Source organism: Streptococcus sp. HMSC063B03 (genome assembly GCF_001836965.1).
GTDB classification, from domain to species: Bacteria; Bacillota; Bacilli; order Lactobacillales; family Streptococcaceae; genus Streptococcus; species Streptococcus pneumoniae_F.
On sequence record NZ_KV831007.1, the window covers coordinates 171,860 to 198,537 of the forward strand.

Annotated in this window: 24 protein-coding genes, 1 pseudogene and 1 riboswitch; of the genes and pseudogenes, 8 read left to right on the top strand and 17 right to left on the bottom strand. The window is 41.0% G+C overall.

Annotated elements, in window-relative coordinates; genetic code table 11:
- Window positions 1–20: 20 nt before the first annotated feature.
- The 16 genes from cls to uvrA form a co-directional block, all read right to left on the bottom strand.
- Complete coding sequence (gene cls / locus HMPREF2628_RS00915) at window positions 21–1,553, bottom strand: cardiolipin synthase (protein WP_070842075.1); 1,533 nt, start codon at window positions 1,551–1,553, stop codon at window positions 21–23.
- A 133-nt stretch (window positions 1,554–1,686) separates the two neighbouring features.
- Window positions 1,687–2,631 (bottom strand): 3-oxoacyl-[acyl-carrier-protein] synthase III C-terminal domain-containing protein, encoded by a 945-nt coding sequence (locus HMPREF2628_RS00920; protein WP_049552550.1) that lies wholly within the window; start codon window positions 2,629–2,631, stop codon window positions 1,687–1,689.
- Window positions 2,632–2,645: 14 nt separating this feature from the next.
- Window positions 2,646–3,908 carry a F390 synthetase-related protein gene (locus tag HMPREF2628_RS00925; protein ID WP_061589625.1) on the bottom strand — a complete coding sequence of 421 codons (1,263 nt, stop codon included), beginning with the start codon at window positions 3,906–3,908 and terminating at the stop codon, window positions 2,646–2,648.
- Window positions 3,886–4,701 carry an MBL fold metallo-hydrolase gene (locus HMPREF2628_RS00930; RefSeq protein ID WP_042751751.1) on the bottom strand — a complete coding sequence of 272 codons (816 nt, stop codon included), beginning with the start codon at window positions 4,699–4,701 and terminating at the stop codon, window positions 3,886–3,888. Before HMPREF2628_RS00930 ends, HMPREF2628_RS00925 begins: the two co-directional genes overlap by 23 nt.
- On the bottom strand, window positions 4,676–5,656 hold the full coding sequence (locus tag HMPREF2628_RS00935) for an NAD-dependent epimerase/dehydratase family protein (protein WP_049552553.1): 981 nt from the start codon (window positions 5,654–5,656) through the stop codon (window positions 4,676–4,678). Before HMPREF2628_RS00935 ends, HMPREF2628_RS00930 begins: the two co-directional genes overlap by 26 nt.
- Window positions 5,657–5,669: 13 nt before the next feature.
- Window positions 5,670–6,929 (bottom strand): glycosyltransferase, encoded by a 1,260-nt coding sequence (locus HMPREF2628_RS00940; protein WP_070842076.1) that lies wholly within the window; start codon window positions 6,927–6,929, stop codon window positions 5,670–5,672.
- Between the two features lie 193 nt (window positions 6,930–7,122).
- Window positions 7,123–7,587 (bottom strand): SP_0198 family lipoprotein, encoded by a 465-nt coding sequence (locus HMPREF2628_RS00945; RefSeq protein WP_070842077.1) that lies wholly within the window; start codon window positions 7,585–7,587, stop codon window positions 7,123–7,125.
- An 84-nt stretch (window positions 7,588–7,671) separates the two neighbouring features.
- On the bottom strand, window positions 7,672–8,922 hold the full coding sequence (locus tag HMPREF2628_RS00950; protein ID WP_070842078.1) for a folylpolyglutamate synthase/dihydrofolate synthase family protein: 1,251 nt from the start codon (window positions 8,920–8,922) through the stop codon (window positions 7,672–7,674).
- A gap of 405 nt (window positions 8,923–9,327) precedes the next feature.
- On the bottom strand, window positions 9,328–9,633 hold the full coding sequence (locus HMPREF2628_RS00955; protein WP_000017620.1) for a DUF1292 domain-containing protein: 306 nt from the start codon (window positions 9,631–9,633) through the stop codon (window positions 9,328–9,330).
- Between the two features lie 15 nt (window positions 9,634–9,648).
- The gene (ruvX, locus tag HMPREF2628_RS00960; RefSeq protein WP_070842079.1) at window positions 9,649–10,068 is read right to left on the bottom strand and encodes a Holliday junction resolvase RuvX; all 420 of its coding nucleotides are present in this window, start codon (window positions 10,066–10,068) and stop codon (window positions 9,649–9,651) included.
- 3 nt (window positions 10,069–10,071) lie between these two features.
- Window positions 10,072–10,338, bottom strand: a complete 267-nt coding sequence (locus HMPREF2628_RS00965) for an IreB family regulatory phosphoprotein (protein ID WP_000507059.1) — start codon at window positions 10,336–10,338, stop codon at window positions 10,072–10,074.
- Window positions 10,339–10,424: 86 nt separating this feature from the next.
- Window positions 10,425–10,994, bottom strand: a complete 570-nt coding sequence (locus HMPREF2628_RS00970) for an SP0191 family lipoprotein (protein ID WP_070842080.1) — start codon at window positions 10,992–10,994, stop codon at window positions 10,425–10,427.
- Between the two features lie 65 nt (window positions 10,995–11,059).
- Entirely contained in the window at window positions 11,060–11,458 is a 399-nt protein-coding gene (spx, locus tag HMPREF2628_RS00975; RefSeq protein ID WP_000591165.1) for a transcriptional regulator Spx, read from the bottom strand.
- A 135-nt stretch (window positions 11,459–11,593) separates the two neighbouring features.
- Window positions 11,594–14,254 carry a magnesium-translocating P-type ATPase gene (gene mgtA, locus HMPREF2628_RS00980; RefSeq protein WP_070842081.1) on the bottom strand — a complete coding sequence of 887 codons (2,661 nt, stop codon included), beginning with the start codon at window positions 14,252–14,254 and terminating at the stop codon, window positions 11,594–11,596.
- Between the two features lie 193 nt (window positions 14,255–14,447).
- Window positions 14,448–14,600: riboswitch (M-box (ykoK) riboswitch) on the bottom strand.
- Between the two features lie 56 nt (window positions 14,601–14,656).
- Window positions 14,657–15,718 carry a M24 family metallopeptidase gene (locus tag HMPREF2628_RS00985; protein WP_070842082.1) on the bottom strand — a complete coding sequence of 354 codons (1,062 nt, stop codon included), beginning with the start codon at window positions 15,716–15,718 and terminating at the stop codon, window positions 14,657–14,659.
- Window positions 15,711–18,542, bottom strand: coding sequence for an excinuclease ABC subunit UvrA (gene uvrA, locus HMPREF2628_RS00990; protein WP_049502619.1), 2,832 nt, complete (start codon window positions 18,540–18,542; stop codon window positions 15,711–15,713). The genes HMPREF2628_RS00985 and uvrA overlap by 8 nt, the downstream gene beginning before the upstream one ends.
- 131 nt (window positions 18,543–18,673) lie before the next feature.
- Here uvrA and HMPREF2628_RS00995 point away from each other — a divergent pair, with 131 nt between their 5' ends.
- The 5 genes from HMPREF2628_RS00995 (at window position 18,674) to HMPREF2628_RS01015 (ending at window position 22,350) form a co-directional block, all read left to right on the top strand.
- Window positions 18,674–19,618: a magnesium transporter CorA family protein gene (locus HMPREF2628_RS00995; RefSeq protein WP_000815623.1), complete on the top strand. Its 945-nt coding sequence runs from the start codon at window positions 18,674–18,676 to the stop codon at window positions 19,616–19,618.
- 11 nt (window positions 19,619–19,629) lie between these two features.
- Entirely contained in the window at window positions 19,630–20,307 is a 678-nt protein-coding gene (locus tag HMPREF2628_RS01000; RefSeq protein ID WP_000078011.1) for a DUF1129 domain-containing protein, read from the top strand.
- Between the two features lie 224 nt (window positions 20,308–20,531).
- Complete coding sequence (locus HMPREF2628_RS01005) at window positions 20,532–20,795, top strand: SemiSWEET family transporter (RefSeq protein ID WP_000166114.1); 264 nt, start codon at window positions 20,532–20,534, stop codon at window positions 20,793–20,795.
- Window positions 20,796–20,946: 151 nt separating this feature from the next.
- Complete coding sequence (locus HMPREF2628_RS01010; RefSeq protein WP_070842083.1) at window positions 20,947–21,981, top strand: S66 family peptidase; 1,035 nt, start codon at window positions 20,947–20,949, stop codon at window positions 21,979–21,981.
- A gap of 105 nt (window positions 21,982–22,086) precedes the next feature.
- Window positions 22,087–22,350 (top strand): SemiSWEET family transporter, encoded by a 264-nt coding sequence (locus HMPREF2628_RS01015; protein ID WP_000166114.1) that lies wholly within the window; start codon window positions 22,087–22,089, stop codon window positions 22,348–22,350.
- Between the two features lie 84 nt (window positions 22,351–22,434).
- On the opposite strand, the pseudogene HMPREF2628_RS01020 reads toward HMPREF2628_RS01015, so the two are convergent.
- A pseudogene (locus tag HMPREF2628_RS01020) lies at window positions 22,435–22,872 on the bottom strand (DNA-3-methyladenine glycosylase I); the annotation flags it as partial.
- Window positions 22,873–23,415: 543 nt separating this feature from the next.
- Here HMPREF2628_RS01020 and HMPREF2628_RS01025 point away from each other — a divergent pair.
- The 3 genes from HMPREF2628_RS01025 to msr(D) all read left to right on the top strand — a co-directional run bounded on the left by HMPREF2628_RS01025 (window position 23,416) and on the right by msr(D) (window position 26,673).
- Window positions 23,416–23,586: a hypothetical protein gene (locus HMPREF2628_RS01025; protein ID WP_000873143.1), complete on the top strand. Its 171-nt coding sequence runs from the start codon at window positions 23,416–23,418 to the stop codon at window positions 23,584–23,586.
- Between the two features lie 385 nt (window positions 23,587–23,971).
- Entirely contained in the window at window positions 23,972–25,189 is a 1,218-nt protein-coding gene (gene mef(A), locus HMPREF2628_RS01030) for a macrolide efflux MFS transporter Mef(A) (RefSeq protein ID WP_000417519.1), read from the top strand.
- Window positions 25,190–25,209: 20 nt separating this feature from the next.
- Window positions 25,210–26,673 (top strand): ABC-F type ribosomal protection protein Msr(D), encoded by a 1,464-nt coding sequence (gene msr(D) / locus HMPREF2628_RS01035; protein ID WP_000420313.1) that lies wholly within the window; start codon window positions 25,210–25,212, stop codon window positions 26,671–26,673.
- The last annotated feature ends 5 nt before the right edge of the window (window positions 26,674–26,678 follow it).

The window sequence follows — 26,678 nt, forward strand, 5'->3', positions numbered from 1 at the left end:
TATCCTCAGTCCTAGATTTCTTATAAGATAGGGGCGAATAACTGGGCAATTTCCTTAATTAATTTCTGATACCAGCTATTTTTTATCGTATGAGGGAAAATTTCTTGCGATACCGAAAAAATCTCCTGAAAGTCTTTCTGAATCTCTGTGATTGATTCTGTTTTATATAGCAAGACTGCATTTTCATAGTGGTGAAGCAAACTTCTATAATCTAAGTTAATGGTCCCAACTGCAGCAAAGTCCTTATCCACTAGGATTTGTTTACTGTGGATGAAGCCTGGACTATACTCAAAAATCCTGACTCCTGCTGACAAAAGATCCGGATAGGCCCCTCTTGTGATGAGCTGGATTAATTTTTTATCTGGAATGAAAGGAGTCACGATGCGGACATCGACACCCCTCATGGCCGCGTTTTTAATACTCTCTGTTAAGTCATAGTCAATAATCAAATAGGGCGTTGTAATATAGACTGAATCAGTGGCCTGATTAATCAAACTTTGATAGACTTTTTTCCCTACCTGGGTACGGAAGATGGGCTTGGGTCCACTACCGTAAGGAATGCAGAGCCCTTGGCCAGAACAAGGCTGATTTTCCAAGTGATACTGGTCAAAATCGCTGATTTCCCCACGATTGATATACCAAGTCATCAAAAAGAGACGGGTGAGAGCCTTGACACCAGGGCCATCTAAGCGAATCCCACTGTCCTTCCAATAGCCAAAGCGTTCTACATGATTGATGTACTCATCGGCTAAGTTAATGCCTCCTGTATAGGCTACCTGACCATCTATGACAAGGATTTTACGATGGTCCCGATTGTTGTAAGCCACCGTCAAGCGAGGAATCACCTTGTTAAACTTATGTGCTTCAATTCCTCGACTACGAAGCTGAATAGTATAGTCTCCAGGCAAAGTCGCCATACAGCCGATATCATCATAGAGCATCTTGACCTCTACACCTTGAGCTGCCTTTTGCTCTAGTATGTCTAGTATGCTATTCCACATCAGACCTTCTTCGACAATATAGTACTCTAGAAAGATAAACTTTTCAGCTTTCTTGAGGTCTTCCAACATATATTGCCACATCCTTTCACCCGAAGAAAAGAATTGTGAGTCTGTTCGATTATAGACATCGGCATTGCTATCCATACTCAACAAAGATTTGATAACTCCGTAAGCTGCCTTATCATCTTCCTTCAATTTCTGGCGGAGAGTTTTACTGTTATCCTCCCGAAAATGCATGGAACCAAGTTTGTCCAACTGCTTGATTTCTTTTTTAGACAATCGCCTTTCACCAAACATCAGATAGAGCAAGGGGCCAATGACAGGAACAAAAGTCACCACTAACCACATTACTTTACTTTCAGGCGCCATTGAGCGATTGACAATTGCGACAATAGTCGCCATACTCATAAAAATTAAGACAATTACCCATAGAATAGGGGCCATGCGCCCTAAATAGAGAAAGAGACCAAAAACAAGACAAAGTTCAAGTAGCATAATCGAAAGACTAAAGCCATACTTGGACATCAATAATTGAAATTTTCTATATTTCATACATCCCCTTTCTTTTAACCTTCCCCCTTACCACCTAATTAATAGATGTTTCCACTAGTATACATCAGTTCATAGCTAGATGGCAACAATTTACTCTTGCTAAAGTTTCAACCATTATGATCTCATATGCGTATTACAGTTTGAGAGCCAACATATTGACCGTCATACCGGCTGCAGTTCCCATAAGATAGATGACATCTCCCTCCTTAACAAGCCCTTGTTCTAATGAATAAGCCAAGCCAAACGGTACAGATACTGACACCATATTTCCATAATCAGTGACAAGATTGAGATATTGTTCCTCCGCAACACCTAGTTTTTCCATAACTAAAGGAAGGGCACGACTTGCTTGATGGGGAATAATATAGTCCACATCTGACAATGCTAGCTGCGTTTTTTCTTGAAACTCTTCAAACATGACTGGAATTTTACGAGCAGATAAGAGGAGAATTTTCTTACCTTTCATATCAAACATATAGTTGGTCTTAGTCGCTTCAGAGTACTCTTTTGGTTGAAAAGAAGTCAGACCTCCACGAATCTCCGTATCGTGTGCTCCTTCTGACCAAGTACGTTGGAGACTAGCAATGACCCCTTTTTCCTGATGGCTTTTTTGGAAAATAAAGGCTGCCGCCCCATCACTAAAGAGTTCAAAACTTTCTTTTTGCTTAGGATTGAGCCCTAAACTACCAACCTCACTAGACACAATTAAGACACGATTGTATTCGCCTGCCTCGATCAAGTGGGACATAGTCGATAGAGCAGAAATAAAGCTAGTACAGGTCGTATTGATATCCATAGCTGGGATTGAGAGTCCTTTTGCCACGCGCTCATGAATCAAGGCAGCCGTACAAGGAATAGGCTGAACACCAACTGCACTAGCTGATACAAGGCAATCGATATCTTTAATATCTAAGTTTGCATATTCGAGTGCTCTCTGAATTGCTACCTCTGCTAAATCTAACTGCGTTTCTTCATTTTCAACTACACGATAACGCGTCTGGTCTTTGAATTGGACGGTATGCTTTGGAAGGCAAACACCATATCCTGCAATTTCTACATGTCTTTTTACTTCTGTCATTGTCTTTTATCCTTTCATAAACGTTGGATTCGTTTGAGTTTATGGCTAGTATCCCAGTGATAATCTGAAAATTGAATTTCGGGAACTATAAACTGCTTTTGCTGGGCCAGGAGTTGAAACTGTACTAAAATAGCTGTCTCCATGCTCTCATCTCGTTGGTTTAGACAAACTTCCACTAACTTCTCAGAATATTGTTTGACTTGGTAATCTCCTATATTCTCCACAAAGAGGATGCAACGTCTGATAAAGTCTGGATAGATGGTCACCTGTCCCCCATCCAGTCCATCGAAATAGAAGATGTCGTCAGAGCGTCCTTCGACCTTGTCAATTCGTGTATAGCAGGAGCCACACGGACAAGTCTTCGGATTTTCAACCAAGATATCATTGAGCTGGTAGCGATAAACAGGCTGACTACTTCGTTTAAAGTCCGTAATCACTGGATAAAAACGGCGGTCATCCAGATACTGCTTTTCCACAAGTATAATGTCTTCGTTGAGATGCAGATTTCCAGCTGAGCAAGTGCAAGCTAGGAAACCTTCGGTTGCCTGATAAACTTGGTCAATAATGGATAGAGAAAAGGCTTCTGCGATGAGTTCCCTATCATTATCTTCCAAGATTTCTGCCACCGAAACGATTTTTTGTGGGTGGATAGCTAACTCTCCAGCCTTGAGACGCTTGCTCAATTCAATCAACATAGAGGCTGGTGCCACAACAATCGTCGGCTGGTAGGTATTCAGCCGCTCAATATGGACATCTGTAGGTTTAAAAATATCAAAATACTCCAAACGAATAAGTGCCGTATTGATGGTCTGATAGAGTTCATTATCAGCTCTCAGGAAAAAGGCGATTCGGTGTCCAAAAAGCTGGCCCTTGGGTAACATCTTAGCTAAGATAGCTGCTGCCCACATACTTCGCTCTTTCTCCGTTGTGATAAAAAGCCCCCGATGTCCAGATGTCCCTGAAGACAGTCCGACTGCCACATCGCCTTTGAGTTCAGTGAAATCACGAGTCTTTTCACTTTCAATAGCCAAGGCCAAGGCTTCATCCCGATCTACTCCTTGGGTGTTGAGCTCGTTGAAATGCTCCATCATAAAAGCCTTGTCCATATGGTCAAAGTCACTAGGAATCCCATTTTTAAAGTAGGGCGACTCTCGCTTTAAAAAGTTCATATAGTTAGCTAATTGCTTTTTCTGATAGTTCTCTACAGCTTCTCGAGATTTGAAGTTATGAAGCCAGCGAGTTTGGATAAAGGTTTTAAGAAAGGTTCCTTTTTTCATATATGATACGTTCTATCCTTTCTACAGGGTCATGGCTAACAACTACTTCAATACCATCTCTCAAGACCTCCTCCAAAAACTCTGTCCCCTTGATATAGTCTGCCTTATTGTCCTGAACCAAGGAAGGAATCAGGAGCATCTGCTTGGTGTAAGGCAAAAGGTCAATTCCCCAACAGAGATCTGCTGCGATGAGGAGATTAAAGTCTGGAAGGTACAGACAAGCTTGCCCCCTTGCATGCCCATCAACAGAAGCTACTAGAATACTTCCATCTCCAAAAAGGTCACTAGTCGGACGATAGGGAAAGGTTGAATCTTGCTGGTCAGCTCTAATAATGGTTAGATTTTTTTCAAAAGAAGCTGGCAAAAATTCCTTGAAAATCAAGTCTTTCAGTGTCGGTTTCTTGTAAACATCATACACTTCCTGAGTCAAGATAAAAGTTGCATGAGGGAAGAAGCTAGCCCCTCCCAAATGATCTGGATGCAGGTGAGATAGGATGATATAATTAATTTCTTCTGGTTTAATTCCCTTAGCTTTCAGCAAATATGAAATCTGGTCCTTCTCCGTCATTTGAACAGGTGTTCCCAAACGATAGAAACCATAACGAATCTGAGTCTTAATATCGTAATGGTAGCCCGTATCATAGAGGAGGTATCCCTTCTCCCTATGTTTGATAAGAAAAACCCCGGCTGGAAAGGTCATCTTTTTATTCTTGATTCCCTTAAATAGCAAACCTGTATAACTCGTGCAATATCCTGCTGGGAAATAATCAATGCTTTCTATAATCTTTGACATACTGTTCAATCCCTTCCGAAATACTGATTTGAGGGCGATAGCCCAAGTCTCGCTCCGCCTTGCTGATGTCCAGCGTCTGGCTATACCTCAGCAAGTAATAGGTATAGCGTGTTAGAGCCGGCTCACCTTTAAGTTTCAAGATATTATACAGAAACTCTAAACTACTTGCAATAACTGAAAGAAGAGGAGCCGGCACTTTTCTGTATGTTATCGAATAGCCAAGCCCTCTCAAGGTTTCTTCTATCAGATCCTTAAAGGCTCTTGGTTCCCCGTTGGTAATATTATAGACTTCGCCACTAGCTTGAGGAGCCTCTAGAGCCAAGCGAATGGCCAGAGCAACATTTTCCACACAGGTCATGTCCATCAGCTGACGGCCATCCCCTATCAAGGGAATACCAATCTTCTGACTGAGTTTAAGAACCCGAGGTAAAATACTGGTATCCCCAATCCCAAAAAGCCCACGAGGTCGTAAGATAATACTCGGAACATCGGGATAATCCTTAAACAGCTTCTCCGAAGCTAGTTTACTACGAATATAGTTGTTCAGATTATTTTCCTGAGGCGCATCGCTTTCTTTGATAGCTATCTGGTCTCGAGGCGCAGCATATATGCTAGGCGAGGACACATAAACCAAACGCTGAATACCATCCTCTCGACAAGCATCCAGAACATACTTGGTCCCTAAGACATTTGTCTGGTAGAAATCTTCCCAAGGTCCCCAGACGGTAGAAAGAGCTCCAGCATGCACAACCATGTCCATACCCTGACAAGCCTGAGTCAGATCCTCTTGCTTGGTCAAATCTCCCTGGAAAAATGCCACAGAGGAGTTCTCTAAAGACTGACCAATCTTGCGATTACGTCCAAAAGCTCGTACCTGATAGCCATACTGACTGAGCTCTTCAACAACATACTTACCTAAAAAGCCCGTAGCACCTGTTACCAATACTTTCTTCATGTTTTATTTCTCCTTATCCCCCCAAGAGTCGATATATTTCATTCTTGAGGATTTCTGTTGGCTGATAGTCTTGAGCTACACGACTGAGTTTGTTCAAGTCTGACCAGCCATCTCTAGCCAATAGCTCATCAAAAGCGCGTCCAATCGCTTCCGTGTCCTCTCGTTTAGCAGTCAGGGCAATCCCTGCCTCTAGCCCGCGAACCGCATAGTCATACTGATCATAGTCATGAGGGAGAATTAAGGCAGGCTTGCCATAGATAATACATTGGTAAAAAATACCCGCACCTCCGTGATGAATCACATAGTCCATCTGGGGAATGTATTCCTTATAGGGAAGATAGGATACTACAGAAACATTGTCCATGAGCTCCTCACATTGGAAGTCTTGTCCACCAAACCCCAGAGTCACAAAAAAGTAACAGTCAGGATGGGCTTTTGCCAATTGTTGGGTCTGGTAGAGGAGGTTATCTTTAGCCCACGCTAGCTGAGTTCCACAGGATACGAGGACTTTTTTATAACTTGCATAGGGAGACAAATCGAGAGGATAATTCTCTGCTCTCTCGATCGAAGAGCCAAAAGGCCCCACCCAAAGGTAATGCTCTGGAAAACCACTTTTCAGCTCCAACTCTTTCATCCCAATTCCCAAGATGGAATAGGGTGAATAAATGGTTTCCTGATTTTTTTGATTGTAGAGCTTAAAATCGTAACGTTTCAAGCGTTCTCTCAATAAAAAGGTTACGATTCGTTTTCCTAAACGAGTCCCTTTTCTTCCTAGCCATTGCTGGGCAGACTGAAAAGGATTCTTTGGACTGCCCATTCCTCCAAAGAAACAAGGCGGTCCATCTGTCGTTTCAATGGCAAACTGTGTCGCCATGGTTGTTATCCAAGGAATTCCCAACTGTTCCGCCACTAGTCCTCCAGAGAGGGTTATAAAATCCGCAATAACAATATCTGGTCGATTTTTCTCCCATTCTTGTATTAGTTGGTCTGACACTACATTGATCAAATCCAGACTAGTTGACAACTGCCGATAAGCAGAAATAAGATTCAGCTGCCCTTCATTGTTGGCTACACGCTCAAACTCATCTACAAAATTTTCTAAAATAGGAAGTACCTGGAATCCCATCTCCTCTGCGACAGCTTTTCGTTGCGGTCCTGTGAATAATCGAATATCATACAAAGGATCCTTCAACAAAGGTGCGAGTAAATTCAGGGTTGAGAAGAGATGTCCACTTAAAGGGAGTACTACCACATCGATTTTGATTCTCTTCATAAATCTAGCATAACAAATTTTTTTAAAAAGAACTACTCAAAAAGAGTACCACTCCTAAAAGTGGAACTTATATTTAAGGAAAAGGAATGAATCTTGTATAAGACCCATTCCTTTATGTGTATAATCTATCTAACTTTTATCGAGTAATACATCAAATATCTTTCATCTTATCGGAATTTTTGATAAATAAGCTTTACTTAGATAAAACAATGCGATCAGACGCTTCTCTATCCATATCGTCAATAATCATCTGATTTCCATTGATTGCATAAATCTTGACATCATCCTCAATAATCATGCGTTGATTAGTGGCATCAAAGCTAACCTGCTTGATTTCTTGATCTCCGTCAGTTTCTACCTGTGTCCATGTACCAGTTGTTCCAGTTACTACTAAAGTGATACGGTCTCCTTCGTCCTGACCAGTATAAGTTCCATCAATATTGGTTGGTTGAGCTGTAACTGTATTTTGTGGAGAACTTGTTGCTGTCTGGTTTGAATTTTCTGCTGAAGATGAAGCAGCAGGTTGTGATTGCTGAGTTTGTTGAGTTTGCGATTGAGCTGCTGGTTGTTGAACCTGTTGAGCTCTTTGTGAACAAGCTACTAGGAGACTAAGACTTGCTAGAGAAGCAAGAGAAAGTTTGAATCTTTTTAATTTCATGATGAATTTCCTTTCTGCTACCAATTTAGAGAATGTTTCTTCTAACTGGTAGTTCCACTAGTATAACAAGTTCAAAAAAGGAGGTCAATTCATCTGCTCATGGGCCAGCAAGTAGCCCCGTACTTCTGAGATAAAATAGAGAGACCCTGTAATGAATAACAAGTCTTGAGTATCTGCTCTTGCTTCAAAATTGCTAATAAATTCGCGATAAGAAGGAATTACATCGTAACCTGTTATATCTGTCTCATCTAAAGAACCCTGGTAGTCAAAGCCAGTTACCTTGAGTTCCACCTGGGGCAAATTTTCAGTCAGATAAGCCAACATCCCTTGATAATCCTTACGTTTCAAGGCTCCAAATAGGATTTGAGGACGATAACCTTCCTGCTCTTTTTCTTTGATAAATTCAATCAAGCGATTCAAGGCAGGGAGGTTATGAGCACCGTCCAAATAAATCTGAGAACGAATACGCTCCAAACGACCAGCCCAATGGGTCTTCTCCAAAGCCTGTCTTACAGCCTGCTCATCAATAGATTCCTTTCCTTCTCTCATAAAGAGAAGAAAAGTTTGCAACGCCAAAGCCGCATTCTCCTGCTGATAGGCTCCTTCCAAGCCTATTTTCAGCTGTGAAATATTTAGTAAAGAACTTGAAAAATCACCATTCAGCATTGAAAAATCCTGACCTGCCTGATAAAGGGCAACAGCTAAAGAGTCTGCTTTTTTCTGACAAACAAGCCTAGCTTCTGAAGGCAACTCAGCAATCACTGCCTTTTTACCAGCCTTAAAAATACCAGCTTTCTGCTTTGCAATTGCTTCTAGACTATCGCCCAAGGTCTCCTGATGGTCAAGTCCGATGGAGGTGATGACAGCAATCTCTCCAGTTACCACATTAGTCGTGTCAAGTAAGCCACCAATTCCCACTTCTAATAAAACCAAATCCACCTCTTGCTCCCTAAAATAAAGAAAAGCAATCAAGGTCAGCAATTCAAAAAAGGACAACTGATCATGGGTTTGCAGAAGCGTTTTCTCCATCTCCTTGACCTGATTAGCCAAACGGATGAAGTCTGCATCAGCTATTGGTTGCCCGTTAATGCAGATTCGGTCATTGATAGAGATGATATGAGGGGAGGTAAAGGTCGCAACTTTTTTGCCATGCCCCATAAATAACTCCCTCATAAAAGCAATGGTAGATCCTTTCCCATTAGTCCCAGTGACGTGGATAATAGGATAAGACTTCTCGGGATTTCCTAACAAATCCACCGCTTGTTGCATTCGGTCCAAACCTGATCGAAAATTCAAACCAATCCGACTGTGAAGCCATTGTTCTACTTCAAACATATATATCTCCTTAATTACAGGTTCAATCAACTGCTTCAATAAAGTCTCATAACAAACAAAAACGAGGACAGGATTTTCGTCCCGACCTCTTACCTGGTTAGCTAATAACTAGCTACTATGAAGTTAACGTGGGGTAAACACGTCCACTGAATGTGCCTGCGTTTCTAATTTCTAGCGCAGGGCTAAAAACGTCCCCCGGACGTTCCAACTCTTCCCAGTTTCTGGGAGTTGGGCTGATACAGTCTCCCAGACTTACTTACGGTCTTTATTTTTAGCGTAAGGGTAAAAACGTCCCCGGACTTACCAGCTCTTTTTTATTTCAAAGAGCTGGGCTAAAAACATCCACTGGATGTTCCAACTCTTCTAATTTCTAGGAGTTGGGGTGATACAGTCTCCCAGACTGTATCACTCCTCCATAAAGCTGTTGAAGACTTCTTCAATCATGTTCCATTCGTCTTCTGAGTCTTCTGGGATTGGTTGCAATTCGCCTTCTGTTCCATCTTCATTTTCGATGAATGAGTAAGCCTGGATTTCAACTTGTCCGTCTTCGTCTTCTTCTGCGTTAACTGGTACTAGAAGAACATAGTTTTTACCAAATTCTTCTTTTCCGTCAATGGTCAAAAGGATTTCAAACAAGGTTTCGTTTCCTTGTTCATCTACTAGTGTGATTAGTTCACGTTCTTCGTGGTCGTGGTTATGATCGTGTGACATAGCCTCTCCTTTGTATTAAAATTTTCTATCTAAATAATTTTGTAAAATCAGCTGAGCTGCTAATTTATCAATGACTTTCTTGCGCTTGTTACGGCTAATATCTGCTTGTTCAATCAACATACGCTCTGCGGCAACTGTTGTCAAGCGTTCATCTTGATAGTCTACTGGTAAACCAAAAAGCTCTTCCAGCTTTGCTCCGTAGGCTTGACTAGCTTCCACGCGCGGTCCGCTTGTATTGTTCATGTTTTTAGGCAAGCCCACTATAAATCGTTCCACCTTGTATGTGTCAACCAACTCCTTAACGCGGTCAAAACCAAATTGACCTTGCTCCTCATTGATTTGGATGATTTCAAGTCCTTGAGCCGTAAAACCAAGCGGATCGCTAATGGCCACCCCTACCGTTTTTGAACCGACGTCCAATCCCATAATTCTCATAGGTTATAGATCGACTCCTTGTCCTTTTAGGTAGTAGCGGACCAATTCCTCAACGATTTCATCACGCTCATACTTACGGATTTGATTTCGTGCATTATTATAACGAGGAACGTAGGCAGGGTCTCCACTCAATACGTAACCTACGATTTGGTTAATTGGGTTGTAGCCCTTATCGTTCAACGAAGCATAAACATCAGTCAGAGTTTCGCTAATTTCTTTTTTATTGGAATCGTCCAATTTAAAACGTACTGTTTCTTCAGTAAATCCCATTCTAACACCCTCTTTCCTTAGAATAGTACCATTATAGCATAATTCCTTACGTTCTACAATTCAGGCAGTCTATTTATTTGGATTTTCTACTGTTCTGTCGCGCCATTTGCCAATCTGTCTGCTACATATTGACTCGGTTCATTTTTCAAAAGATTTTCCAAGCCAATATTCTTTAAATATTCAACCTGTGAAGCTTTTTTGATATCTAAAACCTGAAAATCATAAGTAGTTGTTGTTTGAATTTCTGTTTCACTTAGTAGCTTCGTCTCAAGTGTAAAACCTGGCAACTTGCGCGCTTCCTGAATTGAGGTATCTTTACCTTCAGCTTCAATGAGTGCTTTTTGGGTAGCCTCTACACCATGCTCAGTTACAAAAGTCTTCAATTCATCGGTAACTGGTCTTTTTTGAATAATAGTCAAACTTAAAAATTGTTTTCCTTTATATGTGACCGTTTGAATCTGCTGACTGCCATCATCTGACTTTGGCAAGACCAAAGTCTTGGTCACAACTGTATTCTTCTCGGCATTTTCAATAACTGGTAATGCCGACTGAAGCGTATCCTTTTCTGTTTTTGTAGCTGTTCCAGTTTCTTTTTTCTGCCCGCAACCAACCAGGACAAAAAGGAAAGCTAGACTAACAAGAACTATTTTTTTCATTTCTTTCTTCTTTCTTTTTGAAATTCAAATAGAATAAGACTGGGAGTTGCTCCCAGCCTTGATGTTTATAGAGCTGCACGCAAACGTGCTTCTGCATTTTCTACATTACGGACAGAGCGTGGTAGGAAGGCACGAATATCGTCTTCCTTATAGCCAACTTGCAGGCGTTTTTCATCTACAAGGATTGGGCTCTTTAAAATTCTCGGTGTTTCCATAATCAGATTGAGGACTTCATTGACGCTCAAATCTTCAATATCCACTCCAAGGGCTTTGGCATAGCGATTTTTAGATGAGACGATGCTGGCTATTCCGTTATCTGTTTTGGTTAGAATATCCAGTAATTCTTCTCTCGTAATTCCTTCTTTACCAAGATTTTGTTCTTTATAACTTAACTGGTGGGCATTGAGCCAGGTTTTTGCTTTTTTACAGCTAGTACAACTTGAGACTGTATAAATTTTAATCATGTACCTACCCCTTTCGCTACATGTTACTATCAGTTTAGTCTATTATACCATAAAAAACATCCGACTTGCGACCTATTTTTAAATTTTTTTGACTTTTTTCGTCATTTTCGTACTTTTTTCTTGACAAAATGAAATTTACAGCCATTCTTTATATTTATTGATATAGATTTTTTTCACAATTGTCACGCTAATCATGTACAAAATGATGATGAAAAGCAAAAAGATGAAATAGATCGGCTTCAAAGGAGTTAGATGAAGAAGGCTAGCTAGTGGACTGTAGGGAAGGAAGGTCACAAAGGCTGCAGCCAATAAGGTTGTCACAAGGACTAGCCAAGCTGGACGACTTTGTAAAAAAGGAATTTTGGCTGAACGCAACATATGGATAACCATAGTCTGCGACCACATGGACTCGATAAACCAACCTGTCTGAAACAAGACAATAAATCCTACGGCAGACTCCGCTCCATGGACATAAGCTTGACCTGTTGTCATGGGTACAATGATAAAATAGAGCAAAATAAAGGTCAAAATATCAAAGGCGGAAGAGATAGGTCCCATCCAAATCATGAAACGTGTGATGGACTTAGCTTCCCAGGTATGCGGATTTCTCAAAAAATCTTTATCCACCTTGTCAAAAGGCAAGGCAATACAAGACAAATCATAGACTAGATTTAGGATAATTAAATGGACTGGAGCCATCGGTAAAAATGGTAAAAAGATTCCAGAAACCAAAAGGGATAAGATATTCCCAAAATTAGAACTCACTGTCATTTTGATATATTTGGTCATATTGGCATAGACCTTACGACCTTCAACAAGTCCTTTTTCCAGCACCATGAGATCCTTATCAAGTAGGATAACATCAGCTGTTTCTTTGGCAATATCTACTGCTGTATCAACAGAAATCCCCACATCTGCAACTTTCATAGAAGGAGCATCATTGATCCCATCTCCCATATAGCCAACAGCATGACCGTTAGCCTTAAATTGCAAAATAATTCGTGCTTTTTGGTCAGGAGAAAGTTTGGCGAAGACGGTCACCTCCTCTACGGCTTGAGCCAATTCTTGATCACTCATCTGGTCAATTTCAGACCCTAACAACATCTGATTGATATCCAAACCAACCTTTTCACAGACTGCTTGGGTAACTTTTTCGTTGTCTCCCGTCAAAATCTTTGTTTGAACCCCATGCTCTAACAGAGCCTTAATTGCTGGTGCTGCAGATGGTTTAGGAGGATCTAGGAAGGCTAAATAACCAGTTAGAATCATATCCCCTTCATCATCAACTGTATAGGCATGACCTTCCCTCAAACCTGACTTATAGGCCACTCCTAAGACACGCAAACCTTGTTGATTTAGTTGTCTGACTTCTGCTAAAATTTCTTCTCTAATAACATCTGTCAAAGGAGTAATCACTCCTTGGTATTCCGCATAACTGGAAATCGTCAACATTTCCTCTAGGGCACCCTTGGTTACCAAACTAACAACTTCGTGTTCATCCTTAACGATAACACTCATCCGTCTACGTTCAAAATCAAAGGGAAGCTCATCTATTTTTTGAAAAGTTTGAGCCAGATTTTGCAAGAGGGCGTGTTCTTTTGCTTCCTTTTCAGTCCGTTTGATGATGGCTCTGTCCATCAAATTTTTCAAGCCCGTTTGAAAATAAGAATTGAGATAAGCTCGTCTCAAGACGGTCAAATCCAAGCGTCCGTGGATGTCCAAGGGATATTCAAGGACAATTTCGTCTTGTGTTAGAGTTCCTGTCTTATCTGTACACAAAATATCAATCGCCCCTAAGTCCTGTATGGCATTGAGTTTCTTGATAACCACTTTTTCCTTGGCCATAATGATGGAGCCTTTTGCTAGACTGGCCGTGATAATCATAGGAAGCATCTCAGGTGTCAATCCAACACCAACACTCAAAGCAAATACGCCAGCTTCCAGCCAGTCACCATCTGTTAAACCATTGGACAAGAAAACGATGGGCACCATGAGCAACATCAAACGAATCAAGAGCCACGAAATACTATTCATCTCCCGCTCAAACGAAGTAGGTTCGTCATAGGTGTTCAAAGTCTGCTCAATGGCTCCCATCATGGTATCATCACCAACTGCTAAAACCACGGCCTTGGCACTACCAGACAAGACATTGGTTCCCATAAAGGCGAGCGCTTCTGCTTCTAGCAGACTATCAGATTGTTGAACTGTTGCCTTGGTCAAGGCCAATTTTTCAACCGATTCACTTTCACCTGTCAAGCCCGACTGTTGTACAAAGAAATCGCGCGACTCAAATAAAAGAAGATCTGCTGGAATCATGTCTCCAGCGCTTAATTTAACCACGTCACCTACTACCAAATCATCGATAGGTACTTCTTGAACTTCTCCTTGACGAATGACAGTCGCTGTGTTAATAATCATTTTTGAAAGATTGGTCGCAGCCTTATCACTACGGAGTTCTTGGACAAAGCGTATGCCACCAGAAATGAGGACTAGGACAACGATGATAATGGAAGTCGTCGGATCCTCTTGACCTGGTTTTGCCAACCAGACATTGGTCACCAAGGAAATCACGGCGATGACCAGCAAGATGATTGTAAAAGGATTGATAATGGATTCGTAAATCTTTTTGAGGATACTGTCTTCTTGACCCTTTGTGATGGTATTTTCGCCATATAGGTCACGATTTTTCTCCACCTGCTCCTCAGTCAATCCTGTTAGACTTGTCTTATAAAAAGATAGAGTTTCGTTTAAAGATGTATGAATAGCTGTTGCTAATCTTTCTTTTGTAGTTTTCATTGGTTTCTCCTATCTGTATGAATGATGTGTTTCATACACAGAGACCAATCACTTTATAAGGGCAGAACGACACAAATCAGCGATTGGCTGTGTATGCGCGGTTCCGGATGATCATCAATTTGCATCGTCTATCTCCTTTCTTTGATTTAAACAGTAGAAAATCCCACCATAAAATGGCAGGATTAAAAAACTAACTATCTGTTTTTCGTTCAAGCTTTAACTCCATAGGGCAATGTAATGAGCTTAGTCTTGGCCTTCGCGACCAGGACTGTTGACCAACGAGTAGTGTCTCCACTGCTTTGCGGTAGTCATCCGTATCCCTATGGTAGCCTCACCTACCGTTTTCGTCTTTCAGTATAAACCTTTAAAATTTAAAAGTCAATCATTTGAGCTGCTTGACTATTAAATGACTATCAACTCTTTTGGAGCAAGGGTCAATAATTCACAACCTGACTCTGTAATCAGGATATCATCCTCGATACGAACGCCATATTTGCCTTCGATATAGATACCTGGCTCATCTGTCAAGGCCATACCTGCCTTAATAGTTTCTGTAGAAGTCTGGCTAAAGTATGGTTCCTCATGAATATCCAGTCCAATACCGTGTCCGATACCGTGAGTAAAGTAGTCGCCATAACCTGCCTCAATGATAATATCACGAGGAATTTTGTCAAAGTCTCGGAAACTTAATCCTGCCTTAGCCTGGTCAATCAAGGCTTGGTTGGCTTTGAGAACCGTATTGTAAATCTCTGCCTGCTCGTCACTGACATGCCCCAAGTAGATAGTTCGTGTCATATCGCTGACATAGTGGTCATAGAGGCAACCGAAATCCATAGTAATGGCTTCTCCTAGCTCAACTGGTTTATGCATAGGATGGGCATGGGGTTTAGAAGAATTGATACCGCTAGCTAGAATGGTGTCAAAAGACAAGCCAGATGCTCCCAACTCACGCATGCGGAAGTCAAGGAAGTTGGCAATCTCAATCTCAGTCTTTCCTGGTTTAATAAAATCAAGCGCATCGCGGAAAGCTTGGTCTGAGATAGAACAAGCCTTGCGAATAGCTGCAATCTCCGCCTCATCCTTAATCATTCGAAGACCTTCGACAAACTGAGTTTGTGGAAGCAAGTCAATTCCTTCAAAGGTTGCCTGCATACGGTGATAATAAGACACTGAAATCTCGTCCTCAAAACCGATTCGAGACAAGCCCATGTCCTTGACAATTCCTGCAATGACAGCCAATTCATCACGGTCTGCCACAATCTCAAAGCCACTGGTTTCTTGCTTAGCTGCAATGATATAGCGAGAGTCTGTCACCAAGACCTGACGGTCACGGCTGATGAAAACCGTTCCGTTTGAACCCCAAAAATCAGTCAAATAATAGACGTTTTTAAGGTTGTTGATAATGATGCCATCTAGTTCTTTTTCTTGCATTTTAGCTAGAAATGCTTGTACACGTTTATTCATGATGTAACTTTCCTTTCAAATAATGTCCTGTGTAGCTGGCTTCATTGGCCGCTACTTCTTCTGGAGTTCCTGTTGCGATGATGGTTCCACCACCGACACCGCCCTCAGGTCCCAAGTCAATAATATGGTCTGCCGTCTTAATGACATCCAGATTGTGCTCGATAACAAGGACTGTATTGCCATCGTCTACAAAGCGAGCCAAGACTTTAAGCAAGCGAGCGATATCCTCGGTATGAAGACCTGTCGTCGGCTCATCCAGAATGTAGAATGACTTACCTGTCGAGCGTTTGTGGAGTTCGCTAGCCAGCTTCATACGCTGGGCTTCTCCCCCAGAAAGAGTGGTAGCTGGTTGACCTAACGTCACATAGCCTAGCCCTACATCCTTGATGGTCTGAAGTTTGCGTTGAATTTTCGGAATGTGTTGGAAAAATTCCACCGCATCATTGACAGTCATGTCCAAGACCTGCGAGATATTCTTTTCCTTGTAATGAACTTCTAGGGTTTCACTATTGTAGCGAGTCCCGTGGCAGACTTCACAAGCCACGTAAACATCTGGCAAGAAGTGCATCTCAATCTTGATAATCCCGTCACCTGAGCAGGCTTCACAACGACCACCCTTGACATTGAAACTGAAACGTCCCTTTTTGTAACCACGAATCTTAGCCTCATTTGTCTGGGCAAAGAGGTCACGTATATCGTCAAAAACTCCCGTATAGGTAGCAGGGTTAGACCTCGGCGTTCGTCCGATAGGGCTCTGATCAATATCAATCAAGCGGTCTACATGCTCAATCCCTGTAATCGTTTTAAACTTACCAGGTTTGTCTGAATTGCGGTTGAGCTTCTGGGCAATAGCTTTTTTGAGAATGCTATTGATTAGGGTCGATTTCCCTGAGCCCGACACCCCTGTCACTGCGATGAATTTTCCTAGTGGGAAGCGAGCTGTGACATTTTGCAGGTTGTTCTCACGCGCTCCCGTCACCTCGATAAAACGACCATTACCAACACGGCGTTCTTCTGGTACTGGAATGGCACGTTTGCCTGACAAGTACTGACCTGTGATAGACTTACTATTACGAGCTACCTGTTTAGGCGTACCTGCAGCGACAATCTCCCCACCAAAAACACCGGCACCGGGACCAACGTCAATCAGATAATCCGCCTCGCGCATGGTATCTTCATCATGTTCCACTACTATGAGAGTATTACCCAAATCACGCATCTTTTTGAGACTGGCAATCAGGCGATCATTATCCCTCTGGTGGAGCCCAATCGATGGCTCATCTAGGATATAGAGGACGCCTGATAGGTTGGAACCAATTTGTGTTGCCAAACGAATACGCTGACTTTCCCCACCTGAAAGGGTTCCTGCTGAACGAGACAGAGTCAGATAGTTAAGACCCACGTTATTAAGGAAGGTCAAACGGTCCTTGATTTCCTTGAGAATGGGACGAGCAATGATGGCTTCATTTTCAGACAAGGTTAACTGGCTCACCAACTCCAAGTGGTCTGCGATAGACAGGTCTGAAATTTCTCCGATATGCGGCCCTTGGTCACCACCAACACGGACAGACAAGGCCTGGTCATTGAGACGGTAACCATGACAGGTTCCGCAGGTCAGCTCATTCATGTAAAGGCGCATCTGGGTGCGAGTGTAGTCACTATTAGTTTCATGGTAGCGACGTTTGATATTATTAACAACTCCCTCAAAAGGAATATCGATATCGCGCACGCCACCAAATTCATTCTCATAGTGGAAATGGAATTCCTTACCATCTGAGCCGTAGAGAATCAAGTTCTTATCTTCTTCTGACAAGTCCTCAAAAGGCTTATCCATATCCACTCCAAAGGCTGTCATAGCCTGCTCTAGCATGTTTGGATAGTAGTTGGATGAGATAGGATTCCACGGAGCCAAGGCTCCCTCACGTAAGGTTTTGCTGGCATCTGGTACTACCAAATCAGTATCCACCTCCAGCTTGATGCCCAAACCGTCACACTCACTACAAGAGCCAAAAGGAGCATTGAAAGAGAAGAGACGAGGCTCTAACTCTGGAACAGTAAAGCCACAAACTGGACAGGCATAATGCTCAGAAAACAACAACTCAGAGTCGTCCATAGTGTCGATAATGACATAACCTTCTGCAATACGAAGGGCAGCCTCAATGGAATCAAAGAGACGACTACGAATGCCCTCCTTGATGACAATACGGTCAACCACGACATCGATATTGTGTTGCTTACTCTTAGACAACTCTGGCACTTCGGTTACATCATAGACTTCACCATCCACACGGACACGAACATACCCATCTTTCTGAACCTTCTCAATAACACTCTTATGTTGGCCTTTTTTCTTGCGGATGACAGGGGCCAAGATCTGCAAGCGCTGGCGTTCAGGCAATTCTAAAACCTTATCCACGATTTGCTCCACAGAAGAAGCCTTGATAGCTCCATGCCCGTTAATACAGTAAGGCGTCCCCACACGTGCGTAGAGGAGACGCAGATAGTCATTGATTTCAGTCGTTGTTCCCACCGTCGAGCGAGGATTTTTACTAGTCGTTTTCTGGTCGATGGAAATAGCGGGGCTGAGACCATCAATAGCATCTACATCAGGCTTCTCCATATTCCCCAAGAATTGACGAGCGTAGGCTGACAAACTCTCCACATAGCGACGTTGACCCTCCGCATAGAGGGTATCAAAGGCCAGACTGGATTTCCCTGAACCTGACAAGCCGGTCACGACAACCAACTTGTCTCGTGGAATTTCCACGTCAATATTTTTTAAATTATGGGCACGCGCCCCATGAATGACAATTTTATCTTGCATCTTTGTTCTTTCTAGTCCATTATTGCTTACCATTATACCAAAAAAAGTGAGATTCTATTACCCAAAAGGCTGAATTTATAGTATAATAGTACGGTGTGAAAAAATCTGAAAAATGAGAAAGGATAAGGGATATGAAACAAGTTTTTCTCTCTACAACAACTGAATTTAAAGAGATCGATACGCTTGAACCGGGTACTTGGATCAATCTCGTCAATCCGACTCAAAATGAATCACTCGAAATCGCTAACGCCTTCGATATCGATATTGCCGACCTTCGTGCACCACTCGATGCGGAAGAAATGTCTCGTATTACCATCGAAGATGAGTATACTTTGATCATCGTGGACGTGCCGGTCACAGAAGAAAGAAATAACCGCACCTACTACGTCACCATCCCGCTTGGTATTATCATCACTGAGGAAACCATTATCACTACTTGTTTGGAACCATTACCGGTCCTCGATGTCTTTATCAACCGTCGCTTGCGTAATTTCTATACCTTCATGCGCTCACGTTTTATCTTCCAGATTCTCTATCGCAATGCAGAACTTTACCTAACAGCCCTTCGTTCGATTGACCGTAAGAGTGAACAAATCGAAAGTCAACTGCATCAATCAACTCGTAATGAAGAATTGATTGAGCTCATGGAATTGGAAAAAACCATCGTCTATTTCAAGGCCTCCCTCAAAACAAATGAGCGCGTGATTAAGAAATTAACCAGCTCAACCAGCAATATCAAGAAATACCTTGAAGACGAAGACCTGCTTGAAGACACCCTGATTGAAACCCAACAGGCCATCGAGATGGCAGACATTTATGGAAACGTCTTGCATTCTATGACAGAGACCTTCGCCTCTATCATTTCCAACAACCAGAACAACATCATGAAAACCTTGGCCCTTGTGACCATCGTCATGTCCATCCCAACCATGGTCTTTTCTGCCTACGGGATGAACTTTAAGGATAATGAAATCCCCCTAAACGGCGAGCCGAATGCCTTCTGGTTAATCGTCTTTATCGCTTTTGCTATGAGTGTCTCGCTCACTCTCTATCTCATCCATAAAAAATGGTTCTAAGAGGAGTTCCTATGTCTCAGATTGATCTACAAAAATTAACCAAGAAAAACCAAGAGTTTGTCCACATCGCTACCCAACAATTCATCAAAGATGGGAAAACAGACGCTGAAATCAAGGCTATTTTTGAGGAAGTTATTCCCCAAATCCTTGAAGAGCAAGCCAAGGGTACGACTGCTCGTTCCCTCTATGGTGCACCCACTCACTGGGCTCATAGCTTCACTGTTAAGGAGCAATATGAAAAAGAGCATCCAAAAGAAAATGATGATCCGAAACTCATGATTATGGACTCAGCTCTTTTCATCACTAGCCTCTTTGCCCTTGTCAGCGCCCTCACAACCTTCTTTGCGGCAGATCAAGCTTTCGGCTATGGATTTGTCACTCTCCTATTAGTTGGACTGGTTGGTGGATTTGCCTTCTACTTGATGTACTACTTTGTTTACCAATACTATGGACCAGATATGGACCGCAGCCAACGTCCACCTTTCTGGAAATCTGTACTGGTTATCCTAGCTTCTATGTTCCTTTGGCTGCTTGTCTTCTTTGCAACAAGCTTCCTACCAGCTAGCCTTAACCCAGTACTTGCTCCATTGCCACTGGCTATTATCGGAGCAGCCCTCCTAGCTCTTCGCTTCTATCTCAAGAAACGCTTGAATATCCGTAGCGCAAGTGCAGGACCAACACGCTATTAAGAAGAACGGAAACATATCATGGTTCAACATCATAAGAACCATGATTTTTTAATCTTTAAACAATCATGTAAAAAATATTTAACTCTATCTAAAATTCAGTACATTTATACTTTATAAAACATAAATGTAAACATTTTATTCTATTTTTTACAGAGAATAACAACAAATGAGCATATTTCTTGCCTATATACAATCATTTTGATACTCTATAATTGGAGGGAAATATGACAAAACAAAAAATTAATCGAATCGTAGGTTCTATTGGTGCCTTTATTGGAATCATAGTATTTATTGCCTACATACCTCAAATTATCGCTAATTTACAGGGAAATAAAGCTCAACCATTTCAACCTTTATCAGCTGCTATATCTTGCTTAATCTGGGTTATTTATGGATGGACAAAGGAACCTAAGAAGGATTGGATACTAATCATTCCAAATTCAGCTGGTGTTATTTTAGGTGGAATCACTTTTTTGACTTCACTCTAACAAATCTAATAGTATGTATAAAAAGCAACTGCAGGTGCGGTTGCTTTTTCACTTACTTTTTTGATTTTAAAGAATTCTTCTGACATCCCACATAGCTCTATCTAATCTTTTGTGATAAAATAGCCTCAATCTATTTCTAGGAGGATAAAATATGATTTCTACTATTGGTGTTGTTAGTTTATCTAGTGGCATTATCGGAGAGGACTTTGTCAAACACGAAGTGGACTTGGGTGTCCAACGTCTCAAGAACCTGGGACTCAATCCTACCTTTTTGCCTCATTCGCTAAAAGGATTAGACTTTATCAAGGACCATCCTGAAGCTCGTGCAGAGGATTTGATTCATGCCTTTTCTGATGATAGCATCGACATGATCCTATGCGCCATCGGTGGAGACGATACCTATCGCTTACTACCTTATCTTTTTGAAAATGACCAACTACAAAAGGTTATCAACCAAAAAATATTTCTTGGCTTCTCAGATACAACCATGAACCATCTCATGTTGCATAAACTAGGTGTTAAAACTTTTTATGGTCAATCCTTTTTAGCAGACATTTGTGAATTGGACAAAGAAATGCTAGCCTATAGCCTTCACTACTTTAAAGAATTGATTGAGACAGGAAGAATCTCAGAAATTCGCCCTAGCAATGTTTGGTATGAGGAACGAACTGATTTTAGTCCCAAAGCTCTGGGGACACCTCGTGTCAGTCATACAAATACTGGTTTTGAGTTGTTACAAGGAACTGCCCAGTTCGAGGGGAAAATCCTCGGTGGTTGCCTCGAATCCCTCTACGATATCTTTGACAACTCTCGATACGCAGATAGCACGGAGCTCTGCCAAGAATACAAACTTTTCCCTGACTTGTCAGACTGGGAAGGAAAGATCCTCTTGCTAGAGACAAGCGAAGAAAAGCCTGAGCCGGAAGACTTCAAAAAGATGTTACAAACTTTAAAGAACACTGGTATATTCAAGGTCATCAGCGGACTCTTGGTCGGGAAACCTATGGATGAAACTTTCTATGACGACTATAAAGAGGCACTATTGGATATCATTGACAGCAATATTCCAATTGTCTATAATCTGAATGTCGGCCACGCAACTCCGAGAGCAATTGTCCCCTTCGGAGTCCATGCCTATGTAGATGCACAGGAGCAAGTCATTCGCTTTGACTATAACAAAAAATAAATAGTGTCTCTATTTTTGTGCTTTTGTATTCGTTTTCGTTACAATTTGTATCTGAATTTATTGCATTTCGCTAATTTCTATGATATCCTTTTGAAGGAGATGTATATGACAAAACAAAAAATTAATCGAATCGTAGGTTCTATTGGTGCCTTTATTGGAATCATAGTATTTATTGCCTACATACCTCAAATTATCGCTAATTTACAGGGAAATAAAGCTCAACCATTTCAACCTTTATCAGCTGCTATATCTTGCTTAATCTGGGTTATTTATGGATGGACAAAGGAACCTAAGAAGGATTGGATACTAATCATTCCAAATTCAGCTGGTGTTATTTTAGGTGGAATCACTTTTTTGACTTCACTCTAACAAATCTAATAGTATATATAAAAAGCTGGGAAAAATTTCTCAGCTTTTTTCTATATTCTCAGATATGCTAGTTACCTGTACATACTAACGACCGCTTTTCCACTCACAATCATTCTCATGGTCATCAACTAGCCCTGCAGCCTGTAGAAAAGACAAGACAGCGACTGGTCCTGTGAACTTGAAATCTCGTTTTTTTAGATCTTTGGCTAATTTTTCAGATAAGGCTGTTTTAGCAGGTGCTAGGTGATAGTCAGGAACATCATTGACGATAGTTTTTCCCTCAACAAAAGACCAGAGGTAGGTATCAAAAGAGCCGTAGTTTTTCTGGACTTGTAAAAATGCTTGGGCGTTGGCACGCGTAGCAAAGAGCTTGGCACGATTTCGGATGATGGCTGGATTATCCAGCAAGGCTTCCAATTCAGTGTCGGTCATCTCTGCGACCGCTTGAATTTGATAACTATGAAAGGCTTCTCGGAAAGCATGTCGTTTGTTGAGCACCGTTTCCCAAGACAGACCATGTTGAGGCGGTAAGTTTGCTAGTCAAGGAGTAAAACGACGAAGATTAGCATTTACTTCCGCCCATGCGATAGCTGTCCGTGATTGACAAGTGCTAGCACGCAGACAGAACGGAGATAGCGAACCGCTGAGTGTGTCGCTCTGCTCGTAAAAGCTTAGAAACCTTTGAACGAAAGGGATAATGAAAGCCTTGATTGCAAGGCTTTTTGCTTTATGGTGGGTAAGTATCAGAGTGAGAAAATTTTTGGAATGAGTAGAAGTGATAGCTAGAAATTATCAGTTTCTATTTCCATTTACCCTGTGGGTACGTGTTTGTTTCCATTGACAAGGAGTTTGTGGGAATAGAAATGTACCCACCTTGTTTGAATCAAGTGAAGTGTAGTTGAAGGAAATCTGTTGAAAGCAATACTTCATTTTACCGAATAAGTAATAATTTAGGCAACTTCAAATCGATTAAAAAAAACTATTTTAAAGGTTAAGAGTAGACAAAAATTGTCCACTCTTTTTTGCAAACTCAATTTATCAATAAATGAAATGAGGGAATGTAAAATGAAATATTTTGAGGTTGAGTTAGAAAATCCTGATGAATTTTTAAAACTACAAACAGAAGATTTTGTGAAAGCTAATCGCTTGCTACTAAGGAAGATAATCCAGAGCGTTACAGTCTATGAAGAAAACTTCGTCATATCCTTTAAATCTGGCATCGAATTGGAAGTATGAGTCTCATTCCATAACTTTTATATTGAACATATCATCTTGTTGTGTTATACTATAAATTGATATAAACAAAGATGTAGGAGGAACCGAAACTATGACAGCCTCAATGCGTTTAAGATAAGCTGGCAATAAAAAAAGCAGAATCTATACCCGATGATAGGCTTTTTTGTTGTGCTTATTTATACGATATTGAGCATTCATTAGTTACGGTGAGGATATTGGTTATTTAACTATACCTTTATTTAACTATGTCTTTAATATGAATGTTTCCAAATTGTATGTATGCAGACCAAAAGCCACATTGTGGGGTTTGGCCTGCATTTTTTATTGCCTAGAATGCTATTCAAAATAGAAATTCAAGCAAAATAATATGCAGGAGATAATATAAATGGAAAAATACAACAATTGGAAACGAAAATTTTATGCAATATGGGCAGGGCAAGCAGTATCATTAATCACTAGTGCCATCCTGCAAATGGCGATTATTTTTTACCTTACAGAAAAAACAGGATCTGCGATGGTCTTGTCTATGGCTTCATTAGTAGGTTTTTTACCCTATGCGATTTTGGGACCTGCCATTGGTGTGCTAGTGGATCGTCATGATAGGAAGAAGATAATGATTGGTGCCGATTTAATTATCGCAGCAGCTGGTGCAGTGCTTGCTATTGTTGCATTCTGTATGGAGCTACCTGTCTGGATGATTATGATAGTATTGTTTATCCGTAGCATTGGAACAGCTTTTCATACCCCAGCACTCAATGCGGTTACACCACTTTTAGTACCAGAAGAACAGCTAACGAAATGCGCAGGCTATAGTCAGTCTTTGCAGTCTATAAGCTATATTGTTAGTCCGGCAGTTGCAGCACTCTTATACTCCGTTTGGGATTTAAATGCTATTATTGCCATCGACGTATTGGGTGCTGTGATTGCATCTATTACGGTAGCAATTGTACGTATACCTAAGCTGGGTAATCAAGTGCAAAGTTTAGAACCAAATTTCATAAGGGAGATGAAAGAAGGAGTTGTGGTTCTGAGACAAAACAAAGGATTGTTTGCCTTATTACTCTTAGGAACACTATATACTTTTGTTTATATGCCAATCAATGCACTATTTCCTTTAATAAGCATGGAACACTTTAATGGAACGCCTGTGCATATTTCTATTACGGAAATTTCCTTTGCATTTGGGATGCTAGCAGGAGGCTTATTATTAGGAAGATTAGGGGGCTTCGAAAAGCATGTATTACTAATAACAAGTTCATTTTTTATAATGGGGACCAGTTTAGCCGTTTCGGGAATACTTCCTCCAAATGGATTTGTAATATTCGTAGTTTGCTGTGCAATAATGGGGCTTTCGGTGCCATTTTATAGCGGTGTGCAAACAGCTCTTTTTCAGGAGAAAATTAAGCCTGAATATTTAGGACGTGTATTTTCTTTGATCGGAAGTATCATGTCACTTGCTATGCCAATTGGGTTAATTCTTTCTGGATTCTTTGCTGATAAAATCGGTGTAAATCATTGGTTTTTACTATCAGGTATTTTAATTATTGGCATTGCTATAGTTTGCCAAATGATAACTGAGGTTAGAAAATTAGATTTAAAATAAACAATATTGGAGGAAATGTTATGGAATTAATATTAAAAGCAAAAGACATTCGTGTGGAATTCAAAGGACGCGATGTTTTAGATATAAATGAATTAGAAGTATATGATTATGACCGTATTGGTTTAGTAGGAGCAAATGGTGCTGGAAAAAGCACTTTACTCAGGGTACTTTTAGGAGAATTAACTCCCCCAGGATGTAAAATGAATCGTCTGGGTGAACTTGCCTATATTCCCCAGTTGGACGAAGTAACTCTGCAGGAGGAAAAAGATTTTGCACTTGTAGGCAAGCTAGGTGTTGAGCAATTAAATATACAGACTATGAGCGGTGGTGAAGAAACAAGGCTTAAAATAGCACAGGCCTTATCGGCACAGGTTCATGGTATTTTAGCGGATGAACCTACGAGCCATTTAGACCGTGAAGGAATTGATTTTCTAATAGGACAGCTAAAATATTTTACAGGTGCACTGTTAGTTATTAGCCATGACCGCTATTTTCTTGATGAAATAGTAGATAAAATATGGGAACTGAAAGATGGCAAAATCACTGAGTATTGGGGAAACTATTCTGATTATCTTCGTCAGAAAGAGGAAGAACGTAAGAGCCAAGCTGCAGAATACGAACAATTTATTGCGGAACGTGCCCGATTGGAAAGGGCTGCGGAGGAAAAGCGAAAACAGGCTCGTAAAATAGAACAGAAGGCAAAAGGTTCTTCAAAGAAAAAAAGTACTGAAGACGGAGGGCGTTTAGCTCATCAAAAATCAATAGGAAGTAAGGAAAAAAAGATGTATAATGCTGCTAAAACCCTAGAGCACAGGATTGCGGCCTTAGGAAAAGTAGAAGCTCCGGAAGGCATTCGCAGAATTCGTTTCAGGCAAAGTAAAGCATTGGAGCTCCATAATCCATACCCTATAGTCGGTGCAGAAATTAATAAAGTATTTGGGGATAAGGCTCTGTTTGAAAATGCATCTTTTCAAATTCCGTTAGGAGCAAAAGTGGCGTTAACTGGTGGTAATGGAATCGGAAAAACAACTTTAATCCAAATGATCTTAAACCATGAAGAAGGAATTTCTATTTCGCCTAAGGCAAAAATAGGTTACTTTGCACAGAATGGTTACAAGTACAACAGTAATCAGAATGTTATGGAGTTTATGCAGAAGGATTGTGACTACAATATATCAGAAATTCGTTCAGTGCTAGCATCTATGGGGTTCAAACAGAACGATATTGGAAAAAGTTTATCTGTTTTAAGCGGTGGAGAAATTATAAAATTGTTGCTTGCTAAAATGCTCATGGGTAGATATAACATCCTAATAATGGATGAACCCAGTAACTTCCTTGACATACCAAGTTTAGAGGCTTTGGAAATACTAATGAAGGAGTACACCGGAACTATCGTGTTTATCACCCACGATAAACGATTACTCGAAAATGTAGCAGATGTAGTTTATGAAATTAGAGATAAGAAAATAAATCTGAAACATTAAATTTA